The sequence below is a fragment of the Nocardioides sp. genome (genome assembly GCF_025965415.1).
Classification (GTDB): domain Bacteria; phylum Actinomycetota; class Actinomycetes; order Propionibacteriales; family Nocardioidaceae; genus Nocardioides.
On the sequence record NZ_JAOPWY010000020.1, the window covers coordinates 23,733 to 50,487 of the forward strand.

24 protein-coding genes are annotated in these 26,755 nt (G+C 71.6%); 5 read left to right on the forward strand and 19 right to left on the reverse strand.

The genetic code is table 11. The features are described from left to right. Positions 1 to 44 precede the first annotated feature (44 nt). Positions 45 to 1,088: a LacI family DNA-binding transcriptional regulator gene (locus tag JWN97_RS02270; protein ID WP_297617560.1), complete on the reverse strand. Its 1,044-nt coding sequence runs from the start codon at positions 1,086 to 1,088 to the stop codon at positions 45 to 47. Positions 1,089 to 1,712: 624 nt separating this feature from the next. Here JWN97_RS02270 and radA point away from each other — a divergent pair. Next, positions 1,713 to 3,107 (forward strand): DNA repair protein RadA, encoded by a 1,395-nt coding sequence (radA, locus tag JWN97_RS02275; protein WP_297617563.1) that lies wholly within the window; start codon positions 1,713 to 1,715, stop codon positions 3,105 to 3,107. 116 nt (positions 3,108 to 3,223) lie between these two features. After that, positions 3,224 to 4,306, forward strand: coding sequence for a DNA integrity scanning diadenylate cyclase DisA (gene disA / locus JWN97_RS02280; RefSeq protein WP_297617566.1), 1,083 nt, complete (start codon positions 3,224 to 3,226; stop codon positions 4,304 to 4,306). 339 nt (positions 4,307 to 4,645) lie between these two features. Here the strand turns inward: disA and JWN97_RS02285 are convergent, their stop codons facing one another. After that, positions 4,646 to 5,452: a hypothetical protein gene (locus JWN97_RS02285; RefSeq protein ID WP_297617569.1), complete on the reverse strand. Its 807-nt coding sequence runs from the start codon at positions 5,450 to 5,452 to the stop codon at positions 4,646 to 4,648. Between the two features lie 67 nt (positions 5,453 to 5,519). Between JWN97_RS02285 and JWN97_RS02290 the strand changes: the two genes are divergently transcribed. After that, positions 5,520 to 6,404: an A/G-specific adenine glycosylase gene (locus JWN97_RS02290; protein WP_297617572.1), complete on the forward strand. Its 885-nt coding sequence runs from the start codon at positions 5,520 to 5,522 to the stop codon at positions 6,402 to 6,404. 267 nt (positions 6,405 to 6,671) lie between these two features. On the opposite strand, the gene JWN97_RS02295 is transcribed toward JWN97_RS02290, so the two are convergent. The 13 genes from JWN97_RS02295 to JWN97_RS02355 form a co-directional block, all read right to left on the reverse strand. Next, the gene (locus JWN97_RS02295; protein WP_297617575.1) at positions 6,672 to 9,251 is read right to left on the reverse strand and encodes an ATP-dependent Clp protease ATP-binding subunit; all 2,580 of its coding nucleotides are present in this window, start codon (positions 9,249 to 9,251) and stop codon (positions 6,672 to 6,674) included. 150 nt (positions 9,252 to 9,401) lie between these two features. Continuing rightward, positions 9,402 to 9,725, reverse strand: coding sequence for an Lsr2 family protein (locus JWN97_RS02300; protein ID WP_297617577.1), 324 nt, complete (start codon positions 9,723 to 9,725; stop codon positions 9,402 to 9,404). Positions 9,726 to 9,855: 130 nt separating this feature from the next. Continuing rightward, positions 9,856 to 10,626 carry a type III pantothenate kinase gene (locus JWN97_RS02305; RefSeq protein ID WP_297617580.1) on the reverse strand — a complete coding sequence of 257 codons (771 nt, stop codon included), beginning with the start codon at positions 10,624 to 10,626 and terminating at the stop codon, positions 9,856 to 9,858. Between the two features lie 10 nt (positions 10,627 to 10,636). Then, on the reverse strand, positions 10,637 to 11,542 hold the full coding sequence (gene nadC / locus JWN97_RS02310) for a carboxylating nicotinate-nucleotide diphosphorylase (protein WP_297617584.1): 906 nt from the start codon (positions 11,540 to 11,542) through the stop codon (positions 10,637 to 10,639). Beyond that, a complete protein-coding gene (locus JWN97_RS02315; protein WP_297617588.1) occupies positions 11,539 to 13,212 on the reverse strand; it encodes an L-aspartate oxidase in 1,674 nt (557 codons plus the stop codon). The genes nadC and JWN97_RS02315 overlap by 4 nt, the downstream gene beginning before the upstream one ends. Positions 13,213 to 13,221: 9 nt before the next feature. After that, on the reverse strand, positions 13,222 to 13,638 hold the full coding sequence (panD, locus tag JWN97_RS02320) for an aspartate 1-decarboxylase (RefSeq protein ID WP_297617591.1): 417 nt from the start codon (positions 13,636 to 13,638) through the stop codon (positions 13,222 to 13,224). Continuing rightward, positions 13,638 to 14,573, reverse strand: a complete 936-nt coding sequence (gene panC / locus JWN97_RS02325; RefSeq protein WP_297617594.1) for a pantoate--beta-alanine ligase — start codon at positions 14,571 to 14,573, stop codon at positions 13,638 to 13,640. The genes panD and panC overlap by 1 nt, the downstream gene beginning before the upstream one ends. Continuing rightward, positions 14,570 to 15,469 carry a Rossmann-like and DUF2520 domain-containing protein gene (locus JWN97_RS02330; RefSeq protein WP_297617597.1) on the reverse strand — a complete coding sequence of 300 codons (900 nt, stop codon included), beginning with the start codon at positions 15,467 to 15,469 and terminating at the stop codon, positions 14,570 to 14,572. Before JWN97_RS02330 ends, panC begins: the two co-directional genes overlap by 4 nt. A 126-nt stretch (positions 15,470 to 15,595) precedes the next feature. Next, on the reverse strand, positions 15,596 to 16,276 hold the full coding sequence (locus tag JWN97_RS02335; protein WP_297617600.1) for a methionine ABC transporter permease: 681 nt from the start codon (positions 16,274 to 16,276) through the stop codon (positions 15,596 to 15,598). Continuing rightward, positions 16,273 to 17,301 (reverse strand): methionine ABC transporter ATP-binding protein, encoded by a 1,029-nt coding sequence (locus tag JWN97_RS02340; RefSeq protein ID WP_297617603.1) that lies wholly within the window; start codon positions 17,299 to 17,301, stop codon positions 16,273 to 16,275. Before JWN97_RS02340 ends, JWN97_RS02335 begins: the two co-directional genes overlap by 4 nt. Positions 17,302 to 17,334: 33 nt before the next feature. After that, a complete protein-coding gene (locus JWN97_RS02345; RefSeq protein WP_297617606.1) occupies positions 17,335 to 18,279 on the reverse strand; it encodes a MetQ/NlpA family ABC transporter substrate-binding protein in 945 nt (314 codons plus the stop codon). Positions 18,280 to 18,456: 177 nt separating this feature from the next. Further along, complete coding sequence (locus tag JWN97_RS02350) at positions 18,457 to 19,407, reverse strand: glycosyltransferase (RefSeq protein ID WP_297617609.1); 951 nt, start codon at positions 19,405 to 19,407, stop codon at positions 18,457 to 18,459. After that, positions 19,404 to 20,504 carry a sulfotransferase family protein gene (locus tag JWN97_RS02355; protein ID WP_297617612.1) on the reverse strand — a complete coding sequence of 367 codons (1,101 nt, stop codon included), beginning with the start codon at positions 20,502 to 20,504 and terminating at the stop codon, positions 19,404 to 19,406. The genes JWN97_RS02350 and JWN97_RS02355 overlap by 4 nt, the downstream gene beginning before the upstream one ends. Positions 20,505 to 20,562: 58 nt before the next feature. On the opposite strand from JWN97_RS02355, the gene JWN97_RS02360 reads away from it, so the two are divergent. Next, positions 20,563 to 21,684, forward strand: coding sequence for a glycosyltransferase (locus JWN97_RS02360; protein WP_297617615.1), 1,122 nt, complete (start codon positions 20,563 to 20,565; stop codon positions 21,682 to 21,684). 3 nt (positions 21,685 to 21,687) lie between these two features. Here the strand turns inward: JWN97_RS02360 and JWN97_RS02365 are convergent, their stop codons facing one another. Genes JWN97_RS02365 through JWN97_RS02375 form a run of 3 tightly spaced genes read right to left on the reverse strand, consistent with a single transcriptional unit; the run spans position 21,688 to position 24,149 of the window. Further along, positions 21,688 to 22,635: an ABC transporter substrate-binding protein gene (locus JWN97_RS02365; protein ID WP_297617618.1), complete on the reverse strand. Its 948-nt coding sequence runs from the start codon at positions 22,633 to 22,635 to the stop codon at positions 21,688 to 21,690. 54 nt (positions 22,636 to 22,689) lie between these two features. Further along, on the reverse strand, positions 22,690 to 23,454 hold the full coding sequence (locus JWN97_RS02370) for an ABC transporter permease (RefSeq protein WP_297617620.1): 765 nt from the start codon (positions 23,452 to 23,454) through the stop codon (positions 22,690 to 22,692). Then, positions 23,451 to 24,149, reverse strand: a complete 699-nt coding sequence (locus tag JWN97_RS02375) for an ABC transporter permease (protein WP_297617622.1) — start codon at positions 24,147 to 24,149, stop codon at positions 23,451 to 23,453. Before JWN97_RS02375 ends, JWN97_RS02370 begins: the two co-directional genes overlap by 4 nt. A 30-nt stretch (positions 24,150 to 24,179) precedes the next feature. Between JWN97_RS02375 and JWN97_RS02380 the strand changes: the two genes are divergently transcribed. After that, positions 24,180 to 25,139 (forward strand): ATP-binding cassette domain-containing protein, encoded by a 960-nt coding sequence (locus JWN97_RS02380; protein WP_297617628.1) that lies wholly within the window; start codon positions 24,180 to 24,182, stop codon positions 25,137 to 25,139. Between the two features lie 84 nt (positions 25,140 to 25,223). Here JWN97_RS02380 and JWN97_RS02385 read toward each other — a convergent pair whose 3' ends face one another. Further along, on the reverse strand, positions 25,224 to 26,306 hold the full coding sequence (locus JWN97_RS02385) for a GNAT family N-acetyltransferase (protein WP_297617625.1): 1,083 nt from the start codon (positions 26,304 to 26,306) through the stop codon (positions 25,224 to 25,226). Positions 26,307 to 26,755 lie beyond the last annotated feature (449 nt).

Consider the following 26,755-nt stretch of genomic DNA (forward strand, 5'->3'; position numbering starts at 1 on the left):
CCTCTGCCCGTGAGGACGACGGCGGGACCGGTCGGACCTGGGAGCTAGGAGGACTCGCGGATCGCGAGGGTCGGGCTCAGGAGGACGCCGCGCGACTCGACGGGCTGGTGCGAGAGCAGCGCCCGCAGCGTGTGCACGATCTCGACCGCCACGTCCTCGAGCGGCTGGCGCACGGACGTGAGGCCGACGGGGTAGACCTGCGCCACCTGCGAGTCGTCGAACCCGACGACGGCGATGTCGAGACCGGGCGCGAGCTGACGGATCCACAGCGTGTGGAGCACCCCCATGGCAAGCGTGTCGGAGGCGCAGACGAAGGCGGTGGGTGCCGCCGCGTCGAGGAGCACGGCGGACGCCTCGGCGCCGCTGTGCACGACGTCCTCGACGCGGGAGGCCAGGCCGGTCGTGGAGAGGCCGTTGGCGTGCATGGTCGAGAGCCAGCCGGCGCGGCGGTCCTCACCGATGGGCGAGTCCTTGCGCCAGCCGATCCAGGCGATCCGGGTGTGGCCGCGGTCGATGAGGTGCTGGGTGGCCAGCGCCGTGCCGGCGGCCCCGTCGACGTCGACCCACACGTGCCGGGCCGTCTCGTCGTCCCAGGGACGGCCGAACGCCACGAAGGGTGCGCGCTGCTGGCTCAGCCAGGCGGCCTGGGGGTTGCCGAGATAGGTGTCGGTCACGACGAAGGCGTCGACGGCGGTCGAGCGCAGCAGGTTGTCGTAGCCGCCGATCGGGTCCTCGTCGTCGGCCGGGAAGAGCAGGACGTGGTAGCCGGCCTCCTCGCTGGCCTCGACCAGGGAGTGCACGAACCGGTCCATCATCATGTTGGCCGTGCCCTCCTGAGCGGGCGTGAACCTGAGCCCGATCAGCGAGGACGTGCGGGTGCGCAGGTTGCGGGCGGCGCGGTTGGGCGAGTAGCCCAGCTCGGCGATCGTCTGGCGGACCCGCTCGAGGGTGTCGGGTCGGAGCAGGTCGGGGTTGTTGACCGCGTTGGAGACCGTCTGGCGCGAGACGCCGGCGCGCTCGGCGACGTCTGCCAGCGTCGGCGGCGTGACGGGCAGCTGGCTGCCGCTCCGGTGGTCGCTGCGCCCCATGCAAGCCCCCTTGATCGATCCAACGGGCGTCAGCATAGGCCGCGCGGAGTCCGGGCTCCTCACCGGAAAGGACGAATCCGCCGATCGATGCCGTGCGCACCAGGCGGGAGTGGGTACCGGAGACAGACGAAGGGCCCTTGCGAGTATGAGTCGCAAGGGCCCTCCGCTGACCGGATCATGTGACGAACTCCGGTCGACGTCTCGTCCTCGATGATCCCCGCGCCTGCGTCACCCAGTCGCGGCGGGCGGTACGCCGAAGCGTCCCGCCCGGATGGATCCTCGTCTCCGAGTCGTCCCGCCTCCCCTTGCGGGGCGGCGTAGGAGAAGTTCTACGTCGTCCGCGCAGGGCCGCGCAAGGGTTTCGCGAGGTCGGTTCCCCCTCCCCAGCTCCTCCCCTGATGAAGGCACTCCATCCCCAGATCTCCGCCGGCTCGTCCACAGATCTCGAGCCTCTTCCACAGGTCTCGGCCGCCTGCTGTGGAGAGGTGGTCTGGTCCAGCTGGCGTTCCGGGGGACGTCGTACGTCATGGGGACCGGGGGTTCGCACCCGCAGATCCCATGACGTACGCCGGGGGCGAGCGCGGCGTCCCGCGGGTGTCGGTGCCCTGACCTAGCGTGACGTCCATGTCGACGAAGGCGAAGACCCGCCCCTCCTACCGCTGCTCGGAGTGCGGGTGGGAGACGGGCAAGTGGGTCGGTCGCTGCGGCGAGTGCCAGGCCTGGGGCTCGGTCGCCGAGGCGGGCGCCCCGACGATGCGAGCCACGGCGGGGCCGGTGTCCACGCCGGCCGTCCCGATCGGCCAGGTGTCCACCACCGAGTCCGTGGCCCGGCCCAGCGGCGTGCCCGAGCTCGACCGGGTGCTCGGCGGCGGGCTGGTCCCCGGAGCGGCCATCTTGCTGGCGGGCGAGCCCGGCGTCGGCAAGAGCACGCTCCTCCTCGAGGTCGCGGCCCAGACCGCGCGCGTGCAGCAGCGCACCCTCTACGTCACCGGCGAGGAGTCAGCCGCCCAGGTGCGGTTGCGCGCCGACCGCACCGGCGGGGTCCATGACGAGCTGTTCCTCGCCGCCGAGACCGACCTCGGTGCCGTGCTGACGCACATCGAGGAGGTCCGGCCGACCCTGCTGGTGGTCGACTCCGTCCAGACCATCGGCGCGTCCGGCATCGACGGCGTGCCGGGCGGTGTCACCCAGGTCAAGGAGGTCGCCGCGGCCCTGATCCGCGTCGCCAAGACCCGCAACATCACGACCGTGCTCGTCGGCCACGTCACCAAGGATGGGTCGATCGCCGGCCCGCGCGTCCTCGAGCACCTCGTCGACGTCGTCCTCCACTTCGAGGGCGAGCGCAACTCCCGCTTCCGGATGCTGCGGGCGATGAAGAACCGCTACGGCCCGGTGGACGAGGTCGGCTGCTTCGACCTGTCGTCCGAGGGCATCTCCGCCGTCGCCGACCCGACCGGGCTCTTCGTGGAGCACCACACGCAGGACGTCTCCGGCACCTGCGTCGCCGTCACCATGGAGGGCCGCCGGCCACTGCTCGCCGAGGTGCAGGCACTGCTGACCCCGTCACCGCTCGAGCGACCCCGGCGCACCGTCTCGGGCGTGGAGTCCTCGCGGGTGGACATCGTGCTGGCGGTGCTCCAGCGCCACGCGCGCCTACGCATCACCCAGAGCGACACCTTCGTCGCGACCGTCGGCGGCGCCAAGCTCCACGACCCCGCGGCCGACCTGGCCATCGCGGTGGCCGTGGCCAGCTCCCACCTCAGCCTCCCGCCCCCGCGGGGCGCCGTCGCCATCGGGGAGATCGGGCTCGCCGGTGAGCTGCGCCGGGTCCGCGACCTCCCCCAGCGCCTCGCCGAGGCCGCGCGGCTCGGCTTCAAGGTGGCCGTCGTCCCCCGCGGTCGGAGCCTCCCCGGCGAGCGCGGGATCCCCAGCCGACGGATGGTCGACGGGCTCAAGGTGATCGAGGTGGACGACATCGTCGGGGCGCTGCTCACCCTCGACCTGACGCCTCCGCTCTAGCCGGCCGCCCCCGCCACCGTCGGCTGCGACGAAACGATCGGCGGAACCGGGCCCCGCGCCCCTACACTTCACCCGATGGCGCACGGGGGCGCCCCGACACAGCACGCGGAGGACCGGTGGCAGAGCGCATCGACGACCAGCTCAGGCTGCGCGCCACCTTGGCGTCGATCGCCCCGGGTACGCCGCTGCGCGACGGGCTCGAGCGGATCCTCCGCGGCCGCACCGGTGCGCTGATCGTGCTGGGGCAGGACAAGACCGTCGACTCGATCTCGACCGGCGGCTTCACCCTCGACGTCCCCTTCACCGCCACCGGGCTGCGCGAGCTGGCCAAGATGGACGGCGCGATCATCCTCGACAAGGACATCACGCGGGTGCACCGGGCCGCGGTCCACCTGATGCCCGACCACACCATCCCCTCCGAGGAGACCGGCACCCGGCACCGTACGGCCGAGCGGGTCGCCAAGCAGACCGGCCACCCGGTCATCTCGGTCTCGCAGTCGATGCAGATCATCGCCGCCTACGTCGGCGACATCCGCCACGTCCTGGAGGACTCCGGCAAGATCCTCTCCCGCGCCAACCAGGCCCTGGCCACCCTCGAGCGCTACAAGCTGCGCCTCGACGAGGTCTCCGCGACCCTGTCGGCACTGGAGATCGAGGACCTGGTCACCGTGCGCGACGTGGCCGTGGTCGCGCAGCGGCTGGAGATGGTCATCCGGATCGCCGCCGAGATCGAGGACTACGTCCTCGAGCTCGGCACCGACGGCCGGCTCCTCTCGCTCCAGCTCGAGGAGCTCGTCACCGGTGTCGACGCCGAGCGCGAGCTCGTGGTCCGCGACTACCTCCCCGGCGGCAAGCGGCGCCAGGCCAGCCCCGAGTCGCACCTCGCCGAGCTCGAGGCCCTCTCCCCCACCGAGCTCGTCGACCCGGCCGCGGTCGCCCGCGCCATCGGCCTGGGTGGTGCCGAGCACCTCGACGCGGCCGTCGCGCCTCGTGGCTACCGGCTGCTCGCCAAGGTCCCGCGCCTGCCCGCTGCCGTCGTCGACCGGCTGGTCGACCACTTCGGCGGGCTCCAGCAGCTGCTCTCGGCCGGGATCGACGACCTCCAGGCCGTGGAGGGCGTCGGCGAGCTCCGCGCCCGCAGCGTGCGTGAGGGACTCTCGCGCCTCGCCGAGTCCAGCATCACCGAGCGCTACATCTGAGACGAGCCGCCAGCGACGAACGAGCTGGCGGTGTGGGCTCGGCCAGGTTGAGCAAGCCCCACGACCGAGGCGCCGCCTGAGGAGGCGCGCTAGCGCCGTCTCGAAGGGCACGAGGTCGTGACGGGCGCGTCGAGACCCAGCTCGACGGCAAGGTCATCGGAGACGCCGGCGGTCGGCGTACCGGGATTTGCGGACGGTCATCCCGCGGAGCTTCCGTCGACCCGAGCCACCTACTGACCGGTTGGCGGGTTGGGTGGGGCTGGACGCGCCGTTCGGGACCCCAAGTCGCCAACTCACGAGTTGGCGCGCCAACTGGTGAGTTGGCGGACGAGGCCCCGGTCAGCCGGCGGAGTTGCCGCCGCCGTCCTCGCCGGGCGTGTGGGCCTGGTCGCCGTTCTTGTTCTTCTTGCCACCCTGCTCCGGCTCAGCGGTCTGGGTGATCACGGGCGCGGTGGGGGCCACCAGCTCGAACTGGACGTCGGTGCCGTCGCCGCCGAGAGCGGCCGCCTCGACGTGGTAGAAGCCCAGCTCGGCCCACGCCGTACGGTCCGAGCAGGTCTCGTCGGATCGCTTCGCCGACCACGTCACCACGACGGGGGTCTCGACGGCCTGGCGGATCACCACGTCCTGGACGGGGATCCCGACCGGGCACTCGCGGGTGCTCCAGATGTAGTCGTCGCCGGAGGTGATCGTGACCGTCATCGTCTCCGGGGAGGCCTGCCAGGTGCAGGCCGCGGTGACGACCGTGCGCAGGTTGATCGTGATCGGGATGTCGGAGCCGCCGGGAACGGACGTGATCGCCGGCGTCGCGACGATGTCGGAGTCGGTGCAGGGACCTGTCGGCTCGGCCAGGACCGGCTCGGGCGGTGTGGTCTCCTGGTTGCCCTTCTTGCCCTTCTTGCCCTTCTTGCCCTTGCCCGTCCTCGCACCGGCCGTCGGTCCGGCGGTGGGCGCCGACGAGGTCTCCTCGACCGTGGCACCGGCCTGGGTGGCCGTGCCGGCCGCCTCGTCCTGGCCGTCGGAGGAGCCACCGAGGACGCGGGCCAGCACGACGACGAGCAGCAGCGGGACGCCGAGCACGACGAGGCGACGGGTCCAGTAGACCCGGGCCGGGAGCGGCCCGCGAGGTCGCACGGTCGACGGCATGGGCACAGGTTAGGTAGCGGGCGGCCCGTCTCGGCGGAGGCGCACCGGCTCACCTACGATCACCGCGATGGATGCCCCCTCCCCCGACGCGCTGCACACCGCAGTGCTCGACTGGTACGACGACCACGCGCGCGAGCTGCCGTGGCGGGGCGCCGAGGCGTCGCCGTGGTCGGTGATGGTCAGCGAGCTCATGCTGCAGCAGACGCCCGTCGCCCGGGTCCTGCCGGTCCATGCCGCCTGGCTCGAGAGGTGGCCGACGCCGGCCGCTCTCGCTGCGGAGTCCACCGGCGAGGCCGTGCGGATGTGGGGCCGGCTGGGCTACCCGCGCCGCGCGCTCCGCCTCCATGCAGCCGCTGTCGCGCTGGTCGAGCGCCACGGCGGCGAGGTGCCGGCGTCGTACGACGACCTGCTCGCGCTGCCCGGCGTGGGTGACTACACGGCGTCGGCCATCGCGAGCTTCGCCTTCGGCCGGCGGCACGTCGTGCTCGACACCAACGTCCGACGCGTGCTCGCCCGGGCGGTGTCCGGCCAGGAGTTCCCGGCCACGGCGGTGACCCGCGCGGAGCGGGACGTGGCGACGTCGCTGCTGCCCGACGACCCGGCGACCGCGGCGACGTGGGCGGTCGCGACGATGGAGCTGGGCGCGCTCGTCTGCACGGCACGCCAGCCGTCGTGCGACGCCTGCCCGATCTCCGAGCTCTGCGCCTGGCGCAGCGCGGGATTCCCGGCGTACGACGGGCCGCCGCGGCGAGGGCAGGCGTGGGCCGGCACCGACCGCCAGTGCCGCGGTCGCCTCATGGCGCTGGCCCGTGAGGCGGAGGGCTCGGTGGGGCTCGCCGCGATCGAGTCCGCCGGGCCGAGCGCCGAGCAGCGCGAGCGCTGCCTCGCCGGCCTGGTCGCCGACGGACTGCTGGCGCAGGTCGCGCCCGGGCGCTACGCCCTCCCGAGCTGACGCTCGTGCACGCGCCACCACCCGCGAGCTGACGCTCGTGCACGCGCCACCACCCGCGAGCTGACGCTCGTGCACGCGCCACCACCCGCGAGCTGACGCTTGTGCACGCGCCCCGTGCACATAAGAGTCAGCTCGGCGGCTCCTGCGTGCGCACAAGCGTCAGGTCGGCGGCTCCTGCGTGCGCACGAGCGTCAGGTCGGCACATGACGACCGGGCGCCCCCGCGCAGTGCGGGAGCGCCCGGTCGGCGTGTCGATCGGTCGGTGCGTCAGGCCTCGGTGGCCTTGGACACGTCGGTCGGACCCTCGGTGTCGTCGGGACCCACGACCGGGGTGCCCTCGGCGTCGACCGTCTCCAGCGGAGGCATGTCGGGCACCGTCGAGTTCTTCTGGCCCTTGAAGGTGAAGGTGGCCGTCGGGCCCTCTCCCTCCACGTCCACCAGGACGATCTGACCGGGGCCGACCTCGCCGAAGAGCATCTTCTCGGCGAGCACGTCCTCGATCTCGCGCTGGATCGTGCGACGCAGCGGACGAGCACCGAGCACCGGGTCGAAGCCGCGCTCGGCGAGCAGCGCCTTCGCCGGCTGGGTGAGCTCGAGCGACATGTCGCGGTCCTTCATGCGCAGCTCGACGGCGGCGATCATGTTGTCGACCATCGCGACGATCTGCTCCTGCGACAGCGGCGGGAACACGACGATCTCGTCGACACGGTTGAGGAACTCGGGACGGAAGTGCTGCTTGAGCTCCTCCGACACCTTGCCCTTCATCCGCTCGTAGGAGCCCGCCGGGTCGGCGCCGACCGCGCCGAAGCCGAGGTTGACGCTCTTGGCGATGTCGCGCGAGCCGAGGTTGGTGGTCATGATGATGACGGTGTTCTTGAAGTCGACCACACGACCCTGCGAATCGGTCAGGCGACCTTCCTCGAGAATCTGCAACAGGCTGTTGAAGATGTCGGGGTGGGCCTTTTCGACCTCGTCGAAGAGCACGACCGAGAACGGCTTGCGGCGCACCTTCTCGGTGAGCTGGCCGCCCTCTTCATAACCGACATAACCGGGGGGCGAACCGAAGAGGCGCGACACGGTGTGCTTCTCGGAGAATTCGCTCATGTCGAGCTGGATCAGCGCGTCCTCGTCGCCGAAGAGGAATTCGGCGAGCGTCTTGGACAGCCACGTCTTGCCGACGCCCGAGGGGCCCGCGAAGATGAACGACCCGCCAGGGCGCTTGGGGTCCTTCAGACCCGCACGCGTACGACGGATGGCGCGGCTGAGGGCCTTGACGGCCTCCTCCTGGCCGATCACGCGCTTGTGGAGCTCGTCCTCCATCTTGAGCAGACGGGTGGACTCCTCCTCCGAGAGCTTGACGATCGGGATGCCCGTGGCCACGGCCAGGACCTCGGCGATCAGCTCCTCGTCGACCTCGGCGATCTCGTCGAGGTCACCGGCACGCCACTGCTTCTCGCGCTCGCTGCGCCGGGCGGCGAGCTGCTTCTCCTCGTCGCGCAGGCGGGCCGCAGCCTCGAAGTCCTGCCCGTCGATCGCGGCCTCCTTGCGCTGGCGTACGTCGGCGATCTTGTCGTCGTACTCGCGCAGGTCCGGCGGCGCGGTCATCCGACGGATGCGCAGGCGCGAGCCGGCCTCGTCGATGAGGTCGATCGCCTTGTCCGGCAGGAAGCGGTCGGAGATGTAGCGGTCGGCCAGCGTCGCCGCCGAGACCAGGGCCTCGTCGGTGATGGTGACGCGGTGGTGCGCCTCGTAGCGGTCGCGCAGGCCCTTGAGCATCTCGATCGTGTGCGCGATCGAGGGCTCCTGCACCTGGATCGGCTGGAAGCGGCGCTCGAGCGCGGCGTCCTTCTCGAGGTACTTGCGGTACTCGTCGAGCGTGGTGGCACCGATGGTCTGGAGCTCACCGCGGGCCAGCATCGGCTTGAGGATGCTGGCGGCGTCGATCGCGCCCTCGGCCGCGCCGGCGCCGACGAGGGTGTGGATCTCGTCGATGAACAGCACGATGTCGCCGCGGGTGCGGATCTCCTTGAGCACCTTCTTGAGGCGCTCCTCGAAGTCACCGCGGTAGCGCGAGCCGGCGACCAGCGCGCCGAGGTCGAGCGTGTAGATCTGCTTGTCCTTGAGCGTCTCGGGCACGTTGCCCTTGACGATGTCCTGCGCCAGGCCGGCCACGATCGTCGTCTTGCCGACGCCGGGCTCGCCGATGAGGACGGGGTTGTTCTTGGTGCGGCGCGACAGGATCTGCATCACGCGCTCGATCTCCTGCTCGCGCCCGATGACGGGGTCGAGCTTGCCCTCGCGCGCGGCCTGGGTGAGGTTCTGGCCGAACTGGTCGAGGACCAGCGAGCTGGACGGAGCCTCGCCGCCGGAGCCGGTGGTCGCGGCGCCCGCGGCGGCCGACTCCTTGCCCTGGAAGCCGCTGAGCAGCTGGATGACCTGCTGGCGGACCCGGTTGAGGTCGGCGCCGAGCTTCTGCAGGACCTGGGCCGCGACGCCCTCGCCCTCGCGGATCAGCCCGAGCAGGATGTGCTCGGTGCCGATGTAGGAGTGGCCGAGCTGGAGGGCCTCGCGCAACGAGAGCTCCAGCACCTTCTTGGCGCGCGGCGTGAACGGGATGTGGCCCGAGGGCGCCTGCTGGCCCTGGCCGATGATCTCCTCGACCTGGGCGCGCACGGCCTCCAGGGAGATGTCGAGGGACTCCAGCGCCTTGGCAGCGACGCCTTCGCCCTCGTGGATCAGCCCGAGCAGGATGTGCTCGGTGCCGATGTAGTTGTGGGAGAGCATGCGGGCCTCTTCCTGGGCCAGCACGACAACTCGCCGGGCTCGGTCGGTGAACCGCTCGAACATGTGCGCTCCTCTACGTCTGCGTGGTCCGCGGGTCCGACGTAGTCGTCGGGATGCGGACACTGGGCTCAACGCCCGACATCAGCCTACGTGTTCCCGCCCACGACACGAGGCCGTCCGCTGAGGGCGAACAGCCCGGGCAGCCGTGGGTGGTCAGTGCGCGGCGTCGTAGGCCTGCTGCACGTCGGCGGAGATGCGCCCGCGCTCGGAGACCTCCATGCCCTGGCCCTTGGCCCACTCACGCACGTCCTTGGTGTTGGAGCCCGAGGCGCCGCTGGACTTGCGCGTACGGCGGGTGCCGCCGCTCACCTTGCGGGCGTGGCCGACGTAGCCGCCGAGCGCGTCGCGCAGCGCCGCCGCGTTGGCGTCGTTGAGGTCGATCTCGTACGCCGTGCCGTCGAGGCCGAAGGAGACCGTCTCGGTGGCCTCGGTGCCGTCCAGATCGTCCACGAGAACGATGTTGACCTTCTGTGCCATGTCTTTTCCTTTGCCGTGATGCGTTCAGGGGTTAAGCGCGAGGACATGGGCAGTGTGGCAGGAATTGAATGTATTCGGCAAAAAGGTCAGGAGAAGCTTGACGAGTCAATTATTGGCAAATGGTGCGCGGTCAGGAATTGCGTTCGAAGACGAGTCGCAAACCGTGCAGCGTCAGCCACGGGGAATGCACCGTGAAACATCCGCAGTCGTCGATCAGCTGGGGCGCCAGGTGCCCCGTGGCGATCACGGTGACGTCCTCGGTGGCCGCGCCGAGCTCGGCGATCATGCGGGCGACCAGGCCCTCGACCTGTGCCGCGACACCGAAGAGCATCCCGCTCTGGAGGGCCTCCACGGTGTTCTTCGCGATCACCGAGCGCGGCCGGACGAGCTCGACCTTGCGCAGCTGGGCGCCGCGGCGCCCGAGCGCCTCGAGGGAGATCTCGATGCCGGGCGAGATCGCGCCGCCGACGTACTGGCCCTTCGCGTTGACCACGTCGAAGGTGGTGGCGGTGCCGAAGTCCACGACGATCGCCGGGCCACCGTGCAACGTGGCGGCGGCGAGCGAGTTGACGATCCGGTCGGAGCCCACCTCACGGGGGTTGTCCATCAGCACCGGGATGCCGGTCCTCACGCCAGGCTCGACGACGATCGCCGTGACGTCGCCGAAGTGGCGCTCGAGCATCTCGCGCCACTCGTGCAGGACGGCCGGCACGGTCGCGCACACGGCGATGCCGTCGACGTCGTCGACCCGCTCGGCCAGCAGGCCGCGGATCAGCACCGACCACTCGTCGGCGGTGCGGCGCTCGTCGGTGTTGACCCGCCAGTGGGCGGTGACGTCCTCGCCGTCGAGGAGGCCGAGGAACGTGTGGCTGTTGCCGATGTCGGCGGCGAGCAGGCTCATGCGGGAATCCTCACTCGTCCACGAGGTCCATGCCGATGTCGAAGACCACCACGGAGTGGGTGAGCGCGCCGACCGAGACGAAGTCGACGCCGGTGGCGCCGATGCGGGCCGCCCGCTCCAGGGTGATCCCGCCGCTGGCCTCGAGCGGCACGCGCCCGGCCGTGCGGCGTACGGCCTCGGCCATCATCTCGTCGCCCATGTTGTCGAGCAGGACCCGTTCGGGCGGCTCCGGGAGCGCCAGCAGCTCCTCGAGCTGGTCGAGGGTGGTCACCTCGACCTCGACCGGGAGACCCGGGAACCGGCCGCGGATGGCCTCCAGCGCCGGCAGCACTCCCCCGGCGGCGATGACGTGGTTGTCCTTCACCATCGCCATGTCCTGCAGGGAGGTGCGGTGGTTGACGCCCCCGCCGCAGCGGACGGCGTACTTCTGCAGGGCGCGGAGCCCGGGCAGCGTCTTGCGGGTGTCGAGCACGCGCGTCGGCGAGCCCTCCAGCGCCTCGACCCAGCGCGAGGTGGCCGTCGCGATGCCGGAGAGGTGGCAGGCGAGGTTGAGGGCGGTGCGCTCGGCGACCAGCAGGCGCTGGGTGAGGCCGGTGACCCGCATGACGACGTCGCCCCTCCCGACGCGCGTGCCGTCGGGGAGCCGGTCGGTGATGGTGGCGTCGGCGCCGAGCATGAAGAACGTCACCGCAGCCACGCCGAGGCCGGCGACGACCCCCGGCTCGCGGGCGGCGAGGACGGCCTCGCCGCGGGCGTCGGGCGAGATGGTCGACGAGCTGGTCGGGTCGTCCATCCGGCGGTCGGGAAGGTCCTCCTCGAGCGCGCGGCGGATCGTGTCCCAGACGTGGTCGAGGTCGAGACCGGCCGCGGTGAGCTCGTCACGCAGCTGGAGGGGCACGTCGCCGAGACTCGTCATCCCGACACCTCCGCCGTGCTGGGGTCGGTCGACGGGGAGAACGTCCACTCGACGCGGATCGTGCCGTCAGCGTCGAGCCACGAGTCGATGTGGCCGGCCCTGGTGTCGTCGCGGTCGGGGAAGTCCTCGCGCCAGTGGGAGCCGCGCGTCTCGGTGCGGAGCGCGGCGGCCTCGGCCAGCGCGAGGCTGATGGCGAGCAGGTTGGTGGTCTCCCACGCAGCCGGGCCGACGCCGGCCTCGCCGGGCTCCAGCGCGTGCAAGAAGGCCAGCGCCTCGGCGAGCCCCTCGGCCTGGCGGAGCACGCCCACGCGGGTGGTCATCACGTCCTGCATCGCGGGGCGGAGGTCGCCGTCGACCAGGCCCTCGACCCGCTGGTCCTCGACCGGCTCGCCCCAGTCCCGCAGCTCACCGGGCAGCACGTCGGCGATCCGGCGGGAGAAGACCAGTCCCTCGAGCAGCGAGTTGGACGCCAGCCGGTTGGCACCGTGGATCCCGGAGCAGGCGACCTCGCCGGTGGCGTAGAGCCCGGCGACCGACGTACGGCCCCACAGGTCGGTGGCTGCGCCACCGGAGGCGTAGTGCTGGGCCGGGGCGACCGGGATCAGCTCGGTGACCGGGTCGACGCCGTGTTCGCGGCAGACGCCGAGGATGGTCGGGAAGCGGCGCTCCCAGAACTCGGCGCCGAGGTGGCGGGCGTCGAGCCACATGTGCGGCCGGCCGGTCTCGATCATCCGCCGCGTGATGGCCTTGGCGACGACGTCGCGGGGCGCGAGGTCGGCGAGCTCGTGCTCGCCGCGCATGAAGCGGTCACCCTCGAAGTCGACGAGGAAGGCACCCTCGCCGCGCACCGCCTCGGAGATCAGCGGCTGCTGGCCCTGCGAGTCGGGGCCGAGCCACATGACGGTGGGGTGGAACTGCACGAACTCCAGGTCGCGCAGCCGGGCGCCGGCGCGCAGCGCCACCGCCATGCCGTCGCCCGTCGACACGCTGGGGTTGGTGGACTGGCTGAACACCTGGCCGAGACCGCCCGAGGCGAGCACGACGGCCCGGCAGTGGACCGCTCCGACGCCGTCGTGCTGGCCCTCGCCGAGCACGTGCAGGGTGAGCCCGGCGACGCCGCCGTCGGCGGCGCGGAGCAGGTCGACGGCCAGTGCGTGCTGGATGACCTCGATCGCGGGAGCCCGCTCGACCGCGGCGATGAGGGCCCGCTGGATCTCGGCGCCGGTCGCGTCGCCGCCGGCGTGGGCGATGCGGTCGCGGTGGTGCCCTCCCTCGCGGGTCAGCGACAGCTCCCCGTCGGGGTGGTGGTCGAGCTGGGTGCCGAGCGCGATCAGCTCGCGGACGGCCTCCGGGCCCTCGGTCACCAGCGCACGGACGGCCTCGACGTCGCACGCCCCGGCGCCCGCCACCAGGGTGTCGCGCTCGTGCTGCTCGGGGGTGTCGCCCGGGCCGAGGGCCGCGGCGATGCCGCCCTGGGCCCACTGGGTCGAGCCGGCGTTGAGCACGTCCTTGGTGACGACGAGGAGGTGGAGCGAGGGATCGGCCGCGTGGATCCGCAGCGCGGCGGTGAGCCCTGCGATGCCGGACCCCACCACCACGACGTCGGCGCGGGTGTTCCAACCGGGTGCGGGCGCTCGGAGGCGGCCCGGGACCGGCCGGTGTGCAGTCATTCGTGCAATCTAGCGATCGATGACGTCGCCGCGGGTCAGCGCCTTGTCGCCGAACGTCTCTGCGGGGTCGAAGCCGGTGGCCATGACCTTGTTGTCGGCGTCGACGAAGACCACGTGCGGCTTGAGCTCCTTGGCCTCCGCGGTCTCCATCTGGGCGTAGCCGATGAGGATGACCGTGTCACCCGGGTGCACCAGCCGCGCCGCGGCACCGTTGATGCCGATCACGCCCGACCCGCGCTCACCGGCGATCGTGTAGGTCTCGAGGCGGGCCCCGTTGGTGACGTCGACGATGTGGACGAGCTCGCCGGCGAGCAGGTCGGCGGCGTCGAGCAGGTCCTCGTCGACGGTCACCGACCCGACGTAGTGGAGGTCCGCCTGGGTCACGGTGGCCCGGTGGATCTTGGACTTCATCATCGTGCGCAGCATCAGCTGCTCCTCTCACTGGTGGTCGAGGCCGCGGTCGCGGTCCCCGCCGTCGCGACCGGGGTGGCCCGGTCGAAGGTGATGGGCACGTTGTCGATCAGGCGCGTGGTGCCGACCCGTGCCGCCACCAGGATCCGGCCCTCCCCGGCCTCCGGTGCGTCGCCGAGGTCGGGCGAGGTGAGGGCGAGGTAGTCGAGCTCGAGACCCGGCTCGACGTTGAGGATCGACATCGCGGCCCAGCGTGCGGCAGGTGCGCCGTACGGTGCCCGCTCCTGCGCGGCGCGCAGCGCACGGCTGAGGGCGAGCGCGACCCGGCGCTGGCCGGCGTCGAGGTAGCGGTTGCGGCTCGACAGGGCCAGGCCGTCGGGCTCGCGCACGGTCTCGGCGCCGATGATCTCGATGCCCATGCAGAGGTCGCGGACCATGCGGCGGATCAGGGTGAGCTGCTGGTAGTCCTTCTGGCCGAAGACCGCGACATCGGGACGGACCAGCCCGAAGAGCTTGGCGACGACGGTCAGCACGCCGTCGAAGTGCCCCGGACGCGACTCGCCGTCGAGGATGGTGGCCAGCGCGCCGGGCGCGACGGTGACGCCGTCGTGGACCGAGTCGTGGCTGAAGCCGCCGGGGTACATCTCCTCGACGCTCGGGGCGAAGACCACGTCGACGCCCTCGGCGGCGCAGACCTCGAGGTCCGCGTCGAGCGTGCGGGGATAGCGGTCGAGGTCCTCGGCCGGCCCGAACTGCATCGGGTTGACGAAGATGCTGACCACGACCGGGCCATCCGTCGCCGCGCGGGCGGTGCGCATGAGGCTTGCGTGCCCCTCGTGCAGCGCGCCCATGGTGGGAACGAAGGCGATGCGCTCACCGGCTCGGCGGGCGCCTGCGAGCAGGTCGGCGAGCTCCTCACGTGTGTGCGCGAGGACGGGGGCGGAGGTCATCGAGAGATGCCCCCGGCGGCGACCCGCTCCTCGGCGGCGTCGAGCACCTGCAGCATCTTGGTGGCCCGGATCGGCAGGAGCCGGCCGTCGGTGACGGCGCGGTCGAGCGTCGCGCGCGCCATGGTGACGTACGACGGCAGGGTCTGCGGCGCGTCGGCGACAAGGTCGGCGACGTGGGCGCGGACCGTCTCGACGTCGCCGCGCACGATGGGGCCGGTCAGTGCGGCGTCGCCGTGCTCGAGGGCGTTGTCGAGGGCCGCGGTCAGCAGCGGTCGCAGGGTCGCGGCGGGGTCGTCCGCTCCGGCCGCGGAGAGGATCTCCATCGCCTCGGAGATCAGCGTGACGAGGTGGTTGGCGCCGTGCGCGAGGCCGGCGTGGTAGAGCGTACGGCGGTCCTCGGGCACCCACATGGCCCGGCCACCGAGGTCGGCGACGAGGGACTCGGTGAGTGCACGGTCGGTCTCGTCGGCGGTGACACCGAAGACGCAGCCGGCCAGGCGAGGCAGGTCGACCGCGGTGCCGGTGAAGGTCATGGCCGGGTGCATGGCGATGGTGCGGGCACCGACCTCGCGGGCCGGCTCGAGCACCGCGAGGCCGTGGCGGCCGCTGGTGTGGACGACCACCTGGCCCTCCCGGATCGCACCGCTCGCGGCGAGCATGGTGACGACGTTGGACAGCATGTCGTCGGGCACCGTCAGCAGCAGGAGGTCGCAGGCGCGGGCGACATCGGTCGGCTTCGCGAGCACGACGCCGGGCAGCAACGTCTCGGCGCGGCCCCGGGAGGCATCGGACTCACCGGCGGCGGCAACGACCTCGTGGCCCGCGGCCCGGAGGCTGGCAGCCAGCACGGCACCCACGCGGCCAGCGCCGACCACACCCACACGGAACTTCGTCATGTCGACCTCTTCGTTTCAGTCCCTCGCGGGTACCGATCTACTGCGATCACAACGAGCCTACGCCCGGGGATTCCACCGTGGAACTGGTCGGCGACGTGATGCATCCCACTCGTCGGCGTACGTCGCTCAGCGCCGCAGGATGCGGCGGGCCGCCGTGTTTCCAGCGAGCTGCACCACCTGCACGAGCGCGACGATGATGATCACCGCCGTCCACGTCACGACGGCGTCGAACTGGCGGAAGCCGTACTGCAGCGCGAAGTTGCCGAGCCCGCCGCCGCCGACCACGCCCGCGATGGCCGTCATGTCTACCAGCGCGACGAACGCGAACGTGTAGCCCAGCACGAGCGGTCCCAGCGCCTCCGGGATCACCACGGTGCGGACGATCCGTGCGCGGCTGGCACCGACGGACCTGGCCGCCTCGATCACACCGGGTTCGACGGTGACGAGGTTCTGCTCGACGATGCGGCTGATCCCGAAGGCCGCAGCCAGCGTGAGGGCGAAGATGATCGCCGGGTTGCCGATGCCGGTGCCCACGACCACGCGGGCCAGCGGCTGCACGGCCGCGATGAAGATGACGAACGGGATCGGCCTGAAGAAGTTGACGAGCAGGTTGAGCACGAGGTTGGCGGCCCGGTTGGCGTACAGCCCGCCGCGTCGGGTCACGTACAGCGCGAGGCCGAGCAGGAGCCCCAGCACGCCGCCCAGCGTCAACGTGATGGCGACGATGTAGAGGGTCTCGTAGGTCGCCTGCCACACCAGCGGCCACAGCTCGCCGATGTTGGAGTCGACAACGATCTGGGGGGTCATCGGATCAGCTCCGTGGTGGGGACGAGGGCGCCGACGGCGGCCACGGCGGCCTCGACCGCGGCGGGCTCACCGTCCAGCGCCAGGGTCAGGTTGCCGAAGGTGTCTCCCTGCACCTCCTCGATGCCGCCGTAGACGAGCTCGAAACGCACGCCGTGGCGCAGCAGCTCAGCGAAGACGTCGCTCTGGCGCACCTCGTCGCCGCGGAAGGCGAGCTTGACGAACCTGCCGTCGTGCCGCGCGTGCAGCGCGGCCAGCGCCTCGGGGTCCGGCTCGTCGTCGACGATCGTCGCCACGAAGCGCCGGGTGACGGGCTGCTGGGGGTCCGACAGGACCTGCAGGACCGGGCCCTCCTCGACGATGCGCCCCGCCTCCATGACGACCACGCGGTGGGCCAGGCTGCGCACGACGTCCATCTCGTGGGTGATCACGACGATGGTGATGCCGAGCTCGCGGTTGACCCGCCGCAGCAGGGCCAGGACCTCCTGGGTGGTCTCCGGGTCCAGTGCACTCGTGGACTCGTCGGCCAGCAGCAGGCTCGGGCTCGTGGCCAGCGCGCGGGCGATGCCGACGCGCTGCTTCTGGCCCCCGGAGAGCTCCTCGACGTGACTGTGCGCCTTGTCGGCGAGGCCGACGAAGTGGAGCAGGTCGGAGATCCGCTTGTGCTGCTCCGCCTTGGCCACGCCGGCCACCTCGAGCGGGTAGGCGATGTTGCCCCACACGGTGCGCGAGCGGAACAGGTTGAACTGCTGGAAGATCATCCCGATCCCGAGCCGGACCTCACGCAGGTCGCGCTCCTTGAGCCCGGTGATCTCACGGCCGCCGATGCGCACGCTGCCCGAGGTGGTCGTCTCGAGCGCGTTGATCAACCGCACCAGGGTGGACTTCCCGGCGCCGGAGTAGCCCACGATGCCGACGATCTCGCCGGCCTCGACGGTCAGGTCGACGCCCCGGATCGCCTCGACGGCCCGGCCGCCGCGGGCGGCAGGGAACGTCTTGTGGACGTCGGTCATCTCGACGAGTGGCATCGTGGGCTCCTCCGATGTGCTGGGCCGCGAGGACTAGTTCCGGGCCTCGGTGTCGGCCTCGACCTTGTCGAGCGCCCCCTGCAGCTCGTCCTGCGGGATCTTCACGAGCTGCGCCGTGCCACCGGAGACGTCCTGCACGCCGTCGAGGACGGACTGGGTGTCCTGGTAGATCTCGACGAGCTTGAGCAGCGTCGGGTCGTCCCGGTCCTCGGCACGGACCGCGAACACGTTGACGTACGGCAGCGAGTTGGGGTCCTCGGGGTCGTCGGTCGCGAGCGCGTCCTCGAACTTCAGCCCGGCCTTCTCCACGAAGTCGTTGTTGATGATCGCCGCGGCCACGTCGGGCAGCGAGGTGGGCGTGAGGTCGGCCTTGATCGCCTTGACCTCGACCCGCGAGGCGCTCTCGTCGATGTCGGCGAGCGTGGAGTAGATCGAGCCGCCGTCCTTCAGCGTGATGAGGCCCGCGGACTGGAGGATGAGGAGGCCGCGCGCCTGGTTGCTGTCGTCGTCGGGCACGACGACGGTGTCACCGTCCTCGATCTCGTCGACCGAGTCGACCTTCGTGGAGTAGAGGCCCAGCGGGTAGATCGCGGTCGAGCCCAGCGGCACGACGTCGTCGTCGTTGGCGAGGTTGTACTCGGCGAGGTAGACGAGGTGCTGGAACTGGTTGACGTCGAGCTCGCCCTCGCTCAGCGCAGGGTTGGGCTGGGTGTAGTCGGCGAAGTCCTTGACCTCGAGGTCGATGCCCTGCTTGGCGGCCTCGTCGACGAGGACCTGCCAGTAGGGGTCGCTGGCGCCGACGGTGCCGAGCACCACCTTCTCGTTCGCCGCGCCGCCGGCGGCGGCGGCGTCGTCGCCGCTGCGCGACCAGGCGATGATGCCGCCCACGACGACCAGGACGAGCAGCACGGCGATGCCGATCAGGAGGGGCGTACGCCGCGAGGTGGGCGGCGCGATCTGCGGGTGGTTCTCGGACATGGCGGGAGCCTTTCGTCGTACGTGGTGGTCGGCTCCGTCCCTGCCCACGTCGAGAATTCTATAAATTCACTACACAAACCGGACTAAAGCCACCGGGACCATAGACCGGTGGAACCACGAACCACCGACCCGGTATGCCCCACCGGCCTGTGAACCCCGTCACGGGTGCCGTGTCGATCAGGCACGCAGGTGCAGCTTCGCGTGGTCGGGGTCGTCGACGACGAAGGGGCGTGGGGCCCGGGGCAGCCAGGTGTGGGTGACGTGGTCGACGACGTGCACGCCCTCCGGTGCGACGATCTCGACGACGCCCTCGGGCACCTCGCCGGCGTGCAGCGCGTTCCAGACGAGCCACTCGCGGCGCTTGCGGCGGTTGCGGATCGAGGTCGCGAAGGACTCGGGGTCGGTCCAGTGCGCGAACTCGTCGCCGTCGAGCCACTTGAGCTCGACGCACAGCCCCTGCGGCAGGGCGAACTGCTCGATCCGGTCTGGCGTCGTGCGGATCTCCCACTCCGGCGCCTTGGCATAGACGTAGTCGGGGCTCATCGGGAAGCCCCACTCCTCGATGTTGCGCAGGCCGAGGTCGAGGTAGGCCTTCGACTCCGACTCGATGTAGAGCCCGTGGCGCGGGAAGCGGATGACGGCCTCGGCCATCCCCACCTGCCAGGACAGGTCCGCCATCGACACCTCGCCCTCGGTGGTGAGGACCATGTCGCCGTCCCACTTCCACGAGTAGCGGGTGCGGACGTGGGAGAAGCACCAGTTGTAGAAGTAGGCCAGGGAGTGCACCGAGCGCTCGTTGACGGCGAGGTGCTCGCCCCCGGCGCGGGCGACCGCGAAGGGGTACTCCTTCAGCGTGAAGCGGTCGGACAGCCCGTGCTCGGCGGCCACGCGGAGCGCCTCCTCGCCGGTGCCGTCGTCGGAGCCGTTGTCGACGAGCAGCACGTGGTCGCAGGCCCGCAGCAGCGGCGGCAGCACGAAGCGCAGCCCGGGCGCCTCGTTCTTGACCCGCAGCACCGCCGTCGCGCCGCGGCGCAGGCCGCCGGGCTGGTTCCACGGCCAGACGAGGTCGAAGTCGGTGTGGCCCTCGAGGTTGGTGAGCCCTTGGCCGGAGCCGATCGGGACGGTCACGGCTGGCCGTCCCGCGTGCGGCCCAGCGCCTTGCGCACCCCGCGGCGTACGGACGGAGGGATGGCGGCGCGTACGTCGTGGGGCACCCGGTCCGCGAGGGAGCGGGCCTCGGACCCGGTCGAGGCCTCCGCCAGCGCGCGGCGGCGTGCCTGGAGGCGGGCGTGCTCGGCGCTCGAGCGGCTGATCGCCTCGGCCTCCTCGTAGAGGTCGACGTACGCCTCGCGGAGCTGGTCGAAGGTCGCGTGCGCGTCGGGGGTGTCCCCGCCCTCGTCGGCGAGCTTGTTGAGCTCCTCCCACGTCTGGCCGGTCAGGTCGTGCAGTCGCCTGGGCAGGGCGAGGTCGTCGAGGCTGGAGGTCACGCGGCGGAGGTTGGGGTCGATGAAGCGGTGGACCTCGCGGATCTGGTCGCTGCGCGTGTGGATGATCGTCTGGAGGTCGAGGGCGTGGCCCAGCGCGGTGGTGGTCTTCACCCAGTCGGTCAGCAGGTCCTCGTAGCGGACGAACACGCGACCGCCGTCGCCCTCGGCCGGGCGGGTGGCCCGCTCGGTGTGGAGCAGCATGTTGACCCAGCTGGCGGCGAGGTGGGAGGAGCCGAGCTTGTTGGCGTAGTACTTCTGCTTCGAGCCGACCACCTCGGCCGGCGCGCGCAGCATCGTGGCGAAGACCGGCGTCGCTCCCGTCCGGATCGCGGCGACCCGCCACAGGCCGAGGAACCAGCTCAGCCGCGGGTCCTTGACGACCAGCTCGGGGTGGTCGGCGAAGTGCGGCTCGAGCCACTCGCTGACCCGGATCCGGGCGGGCTCGCGGCTGCAGATGCGTCCGGTGTCGAACCACGCCGTCGGCCGCGAGTCGCTGACCTGCACGAGCGCCTCGGCGAGCCACTCGTCGTGGACGTCGACCACCCACTGGGGCTCGCTGAAGCCGCGCGGGTTGGAGTCGTCCGGCGGCACCTCGGGCAGGGGGACGTGCATCCCGAGCCTGGACACGATCCCGGCGAGGGTGCTGGTGCCGCTGCGACCGGCGCCGGCGACGAGGAGGACCTTCCGCGGCACTCCGTCGGGGTTCATCTCGTCGATCGCTCTGGGCTGCTCGGTCACGGCGGGCAGCCTACCGGCGGCCGGGCGGACCGGTCCGGCACCACTAGGCTCGCGCCCCATGAAGAGGCTCTTCTCCCGCGCTCCGCTGCTGGGAGTCGTGATCCCCGCGTGGGGCGTGGAGGACTACCTCGACGACTGCATCCGCTCCCTGCTCGCGCAGACCCACCGGCGCTGGGAGGCGGTGATCGTCGACGACGGCTCCACCGACCGCACCGGGGAGATCGCCGACGAGTGGGCGCACCGTGACACCCGCATCAGCGTCGTGCACTCGGTGAACGGCGGCCTGGGGGCCGCGCGCAACCTCGGCGCCCAGCGCGTGCGCGGCGACTACCTCGCCTTCCTCGACTCCGACGACGTCCTGCCCCCGACGGCGTACGCCGACCTGGTGGGCGCCCTCCAGCAGTCGGGCTCCGACTTCGCGACGGGCTCGATCGTGCGCTGGGAGGGCGACGCCCTGGTCGAGCCACCGTGGATGCGGCGGCTGCACCGTCCCCTGCGCGGCGCGCGGGTGGAGGACCGGCCCGAGATCCTGGGCGACGTCTTCGCGTGGAACAAGGTCTGGCGTCGCTCCTTCTGGGACGCGGCGGGCCTGGCGTGGCCGGAGGGCGTGCGCTACGAGGACCAGCCCACCACGACCCGGTCCTTCCTGGCGGGCCGCTTCGACGTGCTGGAGGAGGTCGTCTACCGCTGGCGGATCCGCGAGGGCTCGATCACCCAGACCCGGGCCTCGTCGGTGCAGGACCTGTCGGACCGCTGGGAGACCAAGCGGCGGGCCCTGGCGTCGGTACGCGCCCACGGCTCGGCCGAGGTGGAGCAGGTCTTCGTCGACCGGGTCCTCGCCGGCGACCTGTGGCGCTACTTCCTGCTGGTGCCCGGCTGCTCACCCGAGTGGTGGCGGCTGCTGCGCTCAGGCGTGCTCGAGCTCTGGGGATCACGCACGCTCGTCGAGAGCGGCCTGCCGCCGGTGCACCGGCTCGCCGGCTGGCTCATCGCCCAGGACCGACGGGCCGACGTCACCGCGCTGATGGAGTGGGTGGCGACCCTCGACGGCCCGGCCCCGCGCGTGCAGGACGTGGCGACCGGCGCCTGGCGGCTCTCGGTGCCGCACTCGGTCCTGGACGAGACGACCGTGGCCCCGGAGGCCTTGGCGCTCCGGGACCACGAGGTCATCACTGGCTGAGCCCTACAGCAGGCCCTCGGAGGTCAGGAACTCCTTGGCCACGTCCTCGGGCTTGGCCCGGTCGACGGCCATCTGACCGTTCATCTCGGTGAGGTTCTCCGTGGTGAGTGCGGCCATCAGCGGGTTGAGGATGTCGGCCACGTCGGGGTGCTCGGCGAGGAAGTCGGCGGAGACGGCGGGCACGAGGTTCTGGGCCGGCTGGATCTCCTTGTCGTCCTCGAGCACGACGAGGCCCTGGGACTCCAGGGTGCCGTCGGTGGTCGAGGTCTCGCCGAGCTGCGACTCGCCGTCGATCACGGACTTGTAGGTCTGCGCCGAGGCGTAGCCGAGCTCGAGGACCTTGGTCACGTCGACGCCGTAGTCGTCGGAGAGACCGCCCTCGCAGTCGAGCCGGCCCTCGCAGTCGGGCGCGGCCGCGAGCACGACGCTCTTGCCCTCGAGGTCGGAGAGCGTGGTGACGCCCTCGGCGTCGGCGTAGTCCTGGGTCACGAAGAACGCATTGGTGTCGGTGGCCGGGGAGATGTCGAGCAGCTCGATCCCGGCGTCCTCGAGCAGGCTGGCGCCGTCGTCGGCGAGCTGCTGGCCGTCGCCGGCCTCGAAGGGCTCGGCCTCGGCGTCGGCCTGGGTGTTGAGGAAGTTGACGATGCCGCCGACGTATTCGGGGACGATGTCGACGTCGCCGGGGAACGTCGGCATGTAGGCGTCGCGGGAGTCGACGAGCTTGGTCTCGACGGTGTAGCCGGCGTCCTCGAGGAGCTGCTCGTACATCGATGCGACGAGGGTGGCCTCGGGGAAGTTCTGACCGGCGATGGTCAGCGATCCCTTGTCTGCGCTGCCCGACGAGCCCGAGTCGTCGGAGGCGTTGTCACTGGAGAGGTCGTCACCGGCGCAGCCGGTGAGAGCGAGGGCCGTCGCGGCGAGGAGCGCGGCGAGGGGACGAGCGATCTTCATGATGTTCCTTCTGTGTCCCGCAGCGTGCGGCTGCGCGTGTCCGGATGTGCATCGTCAGCCGACAGGTTCGGCGGGCTCGTCCACGGTAGACCCGACCACCGACAACGCATCGGTGCGCCCACCTGTAGGGGTGCCTCGCCGGGCCGGGTCGACCGCCCACTGCACGAGCGCCGCGACAAGCTCGAGCACCAGCGCGACGGCCGCCACGACGAGCGCCCCGGCGATGCCCTTGCCGTAGTTGGAGCGGAAGAAGCCGTCGGTGATGATGCGACCGAGTCCCGGGCCCGCGACGAGCGCGGCGATCGTCGCGGTCGCCCAGACCTGCACCAGCGCGAGCCGGAGCCCCGAGACGACGAGCGGCAGCCCGAGCGGGAGCTCGACGCGCCAGAACTGCTGCACGCGCGTCATCCCCATCCCCCGGGCCGCCTCGCGGACCTCCGGTGCGACCTCGCGCATGGCGACGTACGAGTTGGTGATGATGGGTGGCAGCGCGAAGAGCGTGAGCGCGATGAGGGTGGCCAGGCCGGCGCGGCCGTAGGGGCCGAGGGTGTCGGCGCCGGGCCACGGCGCGACCACCAGCAGCGCGAGCAGGGCGAACGTCGGGATCGCGCGACCGACGTTGGAGATGTTGATGGCGAGGAAGCCGCCGCGGCCGAGGTGGCCGAGCCAGAGCGCGATCGGCAGGCCGACGACCATGGCCATCAGCAGCGCGGTGAGCGTGAGGAGCAGCTGCTGCCCGAGCAGGGCCGCGATGCCGTCGCCGCCACTCCAGTTGGCGCCGTCGGACAGGTAGGCCCACATGTCGCCGAAGACGCTCATGCGCGCACCCCCCTCGTCCAGGGCGTCAGGAACCGCTGGGCCAGCACCAGGACCACGTCGAGGACGACGGCGAGCAGGACGCACAGCAGCGAAGCGGTGAAGAGCTCGGCGCGGAAGTTGGTGAGGACGCCGTCCTTGATCAGGTTGCCGAGGCCGCCGTAGGCGACCAGCGAGCCGACCGTGGTCAGCGCGACCGTCGACACGGTGGCCACGCGCAGGCCGGCCATCACGACGGGCAGCGCGAGCGGCAGCTCGACCCTCAGCAGGAGCTGGGTGCGGTTGTAGCCGAGCCCGGTCGCCGACTCGCGTACGTCGTCGGGCACCGAGCGCAGGCCCTCCAGCAGGCTGCGCACCAGGATCGTCAGGGCGTAGAGCGCGAGCCCGATCACGACGGTCGTCGCGGTCAGCCCGGTGAACGGCACCAGCAGCGGGAAGAGTGCCAGGGAGGGCACCGTGTAGATGCCGGTCGTGATCCCGAGGATCGTGGACTCCAGCCGCGGCAGGCGGCGCGCGACGAGCGCGAGCGGGAACGCGATCGCCAACCCGACCAGGACCGAGACCACCGTGATGCCGATGTGCTGGACGGTCGCGTCGAGGATCTCCTGCTGGCGATCGGCGACGTAGTCGAGGCAGACCCAGTCGTTGACGAGGCTGCTGTAGCAGCTCGGGTCGTCCGCGGCTCCCAGTAAGGTCACCGCATGGACGCTACACGGGGCGGCGACTCGATGATCAGGCTCGAAGGTGTGGGCAAGACCTACCCCGACGGGACGGTCGCGGTCCACGAGCTCGACCTCGACGTCGCCCGCGGAGAGATGGTCTGCCTCGTCGGGCCGTCCGGCTGCGGCAAGTCCACGACGCTCAAGATGATCAACCGGCTCATCGAGCCGACCACCGGCCGGATCTGGCTCGACGGCCAGGACGTCACCGACGCCGACCCGGTCGAGCTGCGCCGCGGCATCGGCTACGTCATCCAGCAGATCGGCCTGTTCCCCCACCAACGCATCGAGCAGAACGTGATGACCGTGCCGCTGCTCTACGGCGAGTCGAAGTCGACCGCCCGCGAGCGCGCCCACGAGCTGCTCAGCACCGTCGGCCTCGATCCGCAGCAGTACGCCAGGAAGTACCCGCACGAGCTGTCCGGCGGGCAGCGGCAGCGCGTCGGCGTCGCCCGCGCGCTGGCCGCCAACCCGCCCGTCCTGCTGATGGACGAGCCGTTCGGCGCCGTCGACCCGATCGTGCGCCACCGGCTGCAGGACGAGTTCCGACGGCTCCAGGCCGAGCTCGGCAAGACCGTCGTCCTGGTCACCCACGACATCGACGAGGCGATCCGGATGGGCGACCGCGTGGCCGTCTTCGCCGCCGGCGGTCGCCTCGCCCAGTACGCCACCCCGGGCGTGCTGCTGGCCCACCCGGCCGACGAGCAGGTGGCCGACTTCGTGGGGGCGGGCGGGCTCCGCACACTGACCGTGACCCGGCTCCGCGAGGAGCACCTCGAACCCCTCGACGGCGTCTCGACCGGCGACCTGGGCGCGGCCATCGACATCGACTCCTCGCTCGAGGACGCCCTCGCCGCGATGCTGCGCGACGACAAGCCGATGATCGGCGTGCGCCGCGGCCCCACCTTCCTCGGCGTACTCACTCCGGCCGGGGTGCACCGGGCGCTGCGGGAGTCGCTGCGGTCCTAGCCCGGACCGCGCAACCACCGGGTACCCGGTGGTTGCGGTGCTTCTCGACCGTTGCAACGGTCGAGAACCTCACCGAGAGGACTGTCAGCCGACCGGCACGTCCCGGTGCCAGGACTCCGTGACGTACTTCGTGCCCCAGCCCATCGAGGTGTAGAGCCCGTCAGCACCCGTCGGTGAGTCGGCGTCGACCTCGAGGCCGACGCGGTCGCGGTTGCGGGAGGCGGCGTCGGCGATGATCGTGCGCAGCAGCCCGGTGGCCACGCCCCGTCCGCGCGCGGACTCGAGGACGCCGAGGTAGGAGACGTAGGACCCGTCGGCGCCGCCCGGCGACTCGCTGACCGTGCCGATGAGCGCGCCGGCCGGCTCGACCTCGTCGCCGTCCGTGATCTCGGCCAGCCACCAGTGGTCCCAGCGGTGGCCGGGGTCCTCGCGCAGCCGGTGGATGAACTCGTGGAAGGTCTCCTCGGCGGAGTTGAAGTGGTCGGTGAACGCGCCCTCGAGCACGTCGTGGATGGCGCGCAGGTCGGCCACGTCGGGCATGCCGTCACCCTGCCGCTCCACCAGCCGGAACACGACGCCTCGGCGCTCCCACCGGGCCGGGTCGGGGACCAGCTCGGCCTCGGCGGCCTCCACCGAGCGGCTCATCTGCCACCACGTGCGGACCCGGTCGAAGCCGGCATCAGCGAGCCAGGCGTGCTGCCGCTCGTCGTCGGCGAAGGCACCGGTGTCGATCTGCTGCACCGTCAGCCCGCGGGCCGCACCCACCGACCTGGCCTGGGCCTCGGCCCACTCGAAGAGCACGTCGCTGCACCGGTCGGCGAGGTGCTCGTCGAGGTCGCGGTCGACGACGTGCACGAAGAGCATCCGGCCCTCGGCGCGGTCGTGCACGCTGCCCCAGGCCCGGATCAGCCCGTCGGGGTCGCGCACGACAAGGTTCTCGCGCATGGCCTGGCCGTGCTCGGAGATCTCGACCAGGACCTCCTCCTCGCCGGAGCCCGCCCAGCCGCGCCCGGCGCGCTCGTGGTCGCGCAGCAGCTCGGTCAGCCGGGCCACGGTCGCGGCGTCGGTGCCGTCGGGCGCGTCGGCGGTCCAGCCCTCGGGAAGTCCGGGGTCCTCGGGCAGGACGTCGTCGGGGTCGCTCTCGAACCTGTTGTCCTCGGGGATCACGAGCGGTCATTCTTCCGCACTGCGGCCTGGGGCCCCCCGGGCGGTGGTCCAGCCATCTTCTCGGCGTACGAAGTGTGGCTCCGCCACCGCCGGCGGGAGTGTCGGGGGCTCCATGCGGTGGGGCGGTGGTCCAGCCACCTCTTCAGCGTGAGAAGTGTGGCTCCGCCACCGCCGGCGGGAGCGTCGGGGGCTCCATGCGGTGGGGCGGTGGTCCAGCCACCTCTTCAGCGTGAGAAGTGTGGCTCCACCACCGCTCCCCCAGGACTGGCGGAGGGGCGTACGGCGATCAGGCGCTGCGGTGCCCGCGGCGCGAGGCGGCGTGGAGCGACTCGACCTCGGCGCGGAGCACGTCGATCTCGGCCTCGAGCTCGGCGACCGTGACGATCGCCTCCGCGGCGCGGGTCTCGGCGTCCTCGCGGCCGCGCTCGGCGGCGTCGCGACCGCGCTCG

What these genes read in the sequence shown, in the direction of transcription:
- JWN97_RS02270 (WP_297617560.1), bottom strand. Translation starts at nt 1,088, where the DNA reads ATGGGGCGCAGCGACCACCGGAGCGGCAGCCAGCTGCCCGTCACGCCG.
- radA (WP_297617563.1), top strand. Translation starts at nt 1,713, where the DNA reads ATGTCGACGAAGGCGAAGACCCGCCCCTCCTACCGCTGCTCGGAGTGC.
- JWN97_RS02285 (WP_297617569.1), bottom strand. Translation starts at nt 5,452, where the DNA reads ATGCCGTCGACCGTGCGACCTCGCGGGCCGCTCCCGGCCCGGGTCTAC.
- JWN97_RS02290 (WP_297617572.1), top strand. Translation starts at nt 5,520, where the DNA reads ATGGATGCCCCCTCCCCCGACGCGCTGCACACCGCAGTGCTCGACTGG.
- JWN97_RS02295 (WP_297617575.1), bottom strand. Translation starts at nt 9,251, where the DNA reads ATGTTCGAGCGGTTCACCGACCGAGCCCGGCGAGTTGTCGTGCTGGCC.
- JWN97_RS02300 (WP_297617577.1), bottom strand. Translation starts at nt 9,725, where the DNA reads ATGGCACAGAAGGTCAACATCGTTCTCGTGGACGATCTGGACGGCACC.
- JWN97_RS02305 (WP_297617580.1), bottom strand. Translation starts at nt 10,626, where the DNA reads ATGAGCCTGCTCGCCGCCGACATCGGCAACAGCCACACGTTCCTCGGC.
- nadC (WP_297617584.1), bottom strand. Translation starts at nt 11,542, where the DNA reads ATGACGAGTCTCGGCGACGTGCCCCTCCAGCTGCGTGACGAGCTCACC.
- JWN97_RS02315 (WP_297617588.1), bottom strand. Translation starts at nt 13,212, where the DNA reads ATGACTGCACACCGGCCGGTCCCGGGCCGCCTCCGAGCGCCCGCACCC.
- panD (WP_297617591.1), bottom strand. Translation starts at nt 13,638, where the DNA reads ATGCTGCGCACGATGATGAAGTCCAAGATCCACCGGGCCACCGTGACC.
- panC (WP_297617594.1), bottom strand. Translation starts at nt 14,573, where the DNA reads ATGACCTCCGCCCCCGTCCTCGCGCACACACGTGAGGAGCTCGCCGAC.
- JWN97_RS02330 (WP_297617597.1), bottom strand. Translation starts at nt 15,469, where the DNA reads ATGACGAAGTTCCGTGTGGGTGTGGTCGGCGCTGGCCGCGTGGGTGCC.
- JWN97_RS02335 (WP_297617600.1), bottom strand. Translation starts at nt 16,276, where the DNA reads ATGACCCCCCAGATCGTTGTCGACTCCAACATCGGCGAGCTGTGGCCG.
- JWN97_RS02340 (WP_297617603.1), bottom strand. Translation starts at nt 17,301, where the DNA reads ATGCCACTCGTCGAGATGACCGACGTCCACAAGACGTTCCCTGCCGCC.
- JWN97_RS02345 (WP_297617606.1), bottom strand. Translation starts at nt 18,279, where the DNA reads ATGTCCGAGAACCACCCGCAGATCGCGCCGCCCACCTCGCGGCGTACG.
- JWN97_RS02360 (WP_297617615.1), top strand. Translation starts at nt 20,563, where the DNA reads ATGAAGAGGCTCTTCTCCCGCGCTCCGCTGCTGGGAGTCGTGATCCCC.
- JWN97_RS02365 (WP_297617618.1), bottom strand. Translation starts at nt 22,635, where the DNA reads ATGAAGATCGCTCGTCCCCTCGCCGCGCTCCTCGCCGCGACGGCCCTC.
- JWN97_RS02370 (WP_297617620.1), bottom strand. Translation starts at nt 23,454, where the DNA reads ATGAGCGTCTTCGGCGACATGTGGGCCTACCTGTCCGACGGCGCCAAC.
- JWN97_RS02380 (WP_297617628.1), top strand. Translation starts at nt 24,180, where the DNA reads ATGATCAGGCTCGAAGGTGTGGGCAAGACCTACCCCGACGGGACGGTC.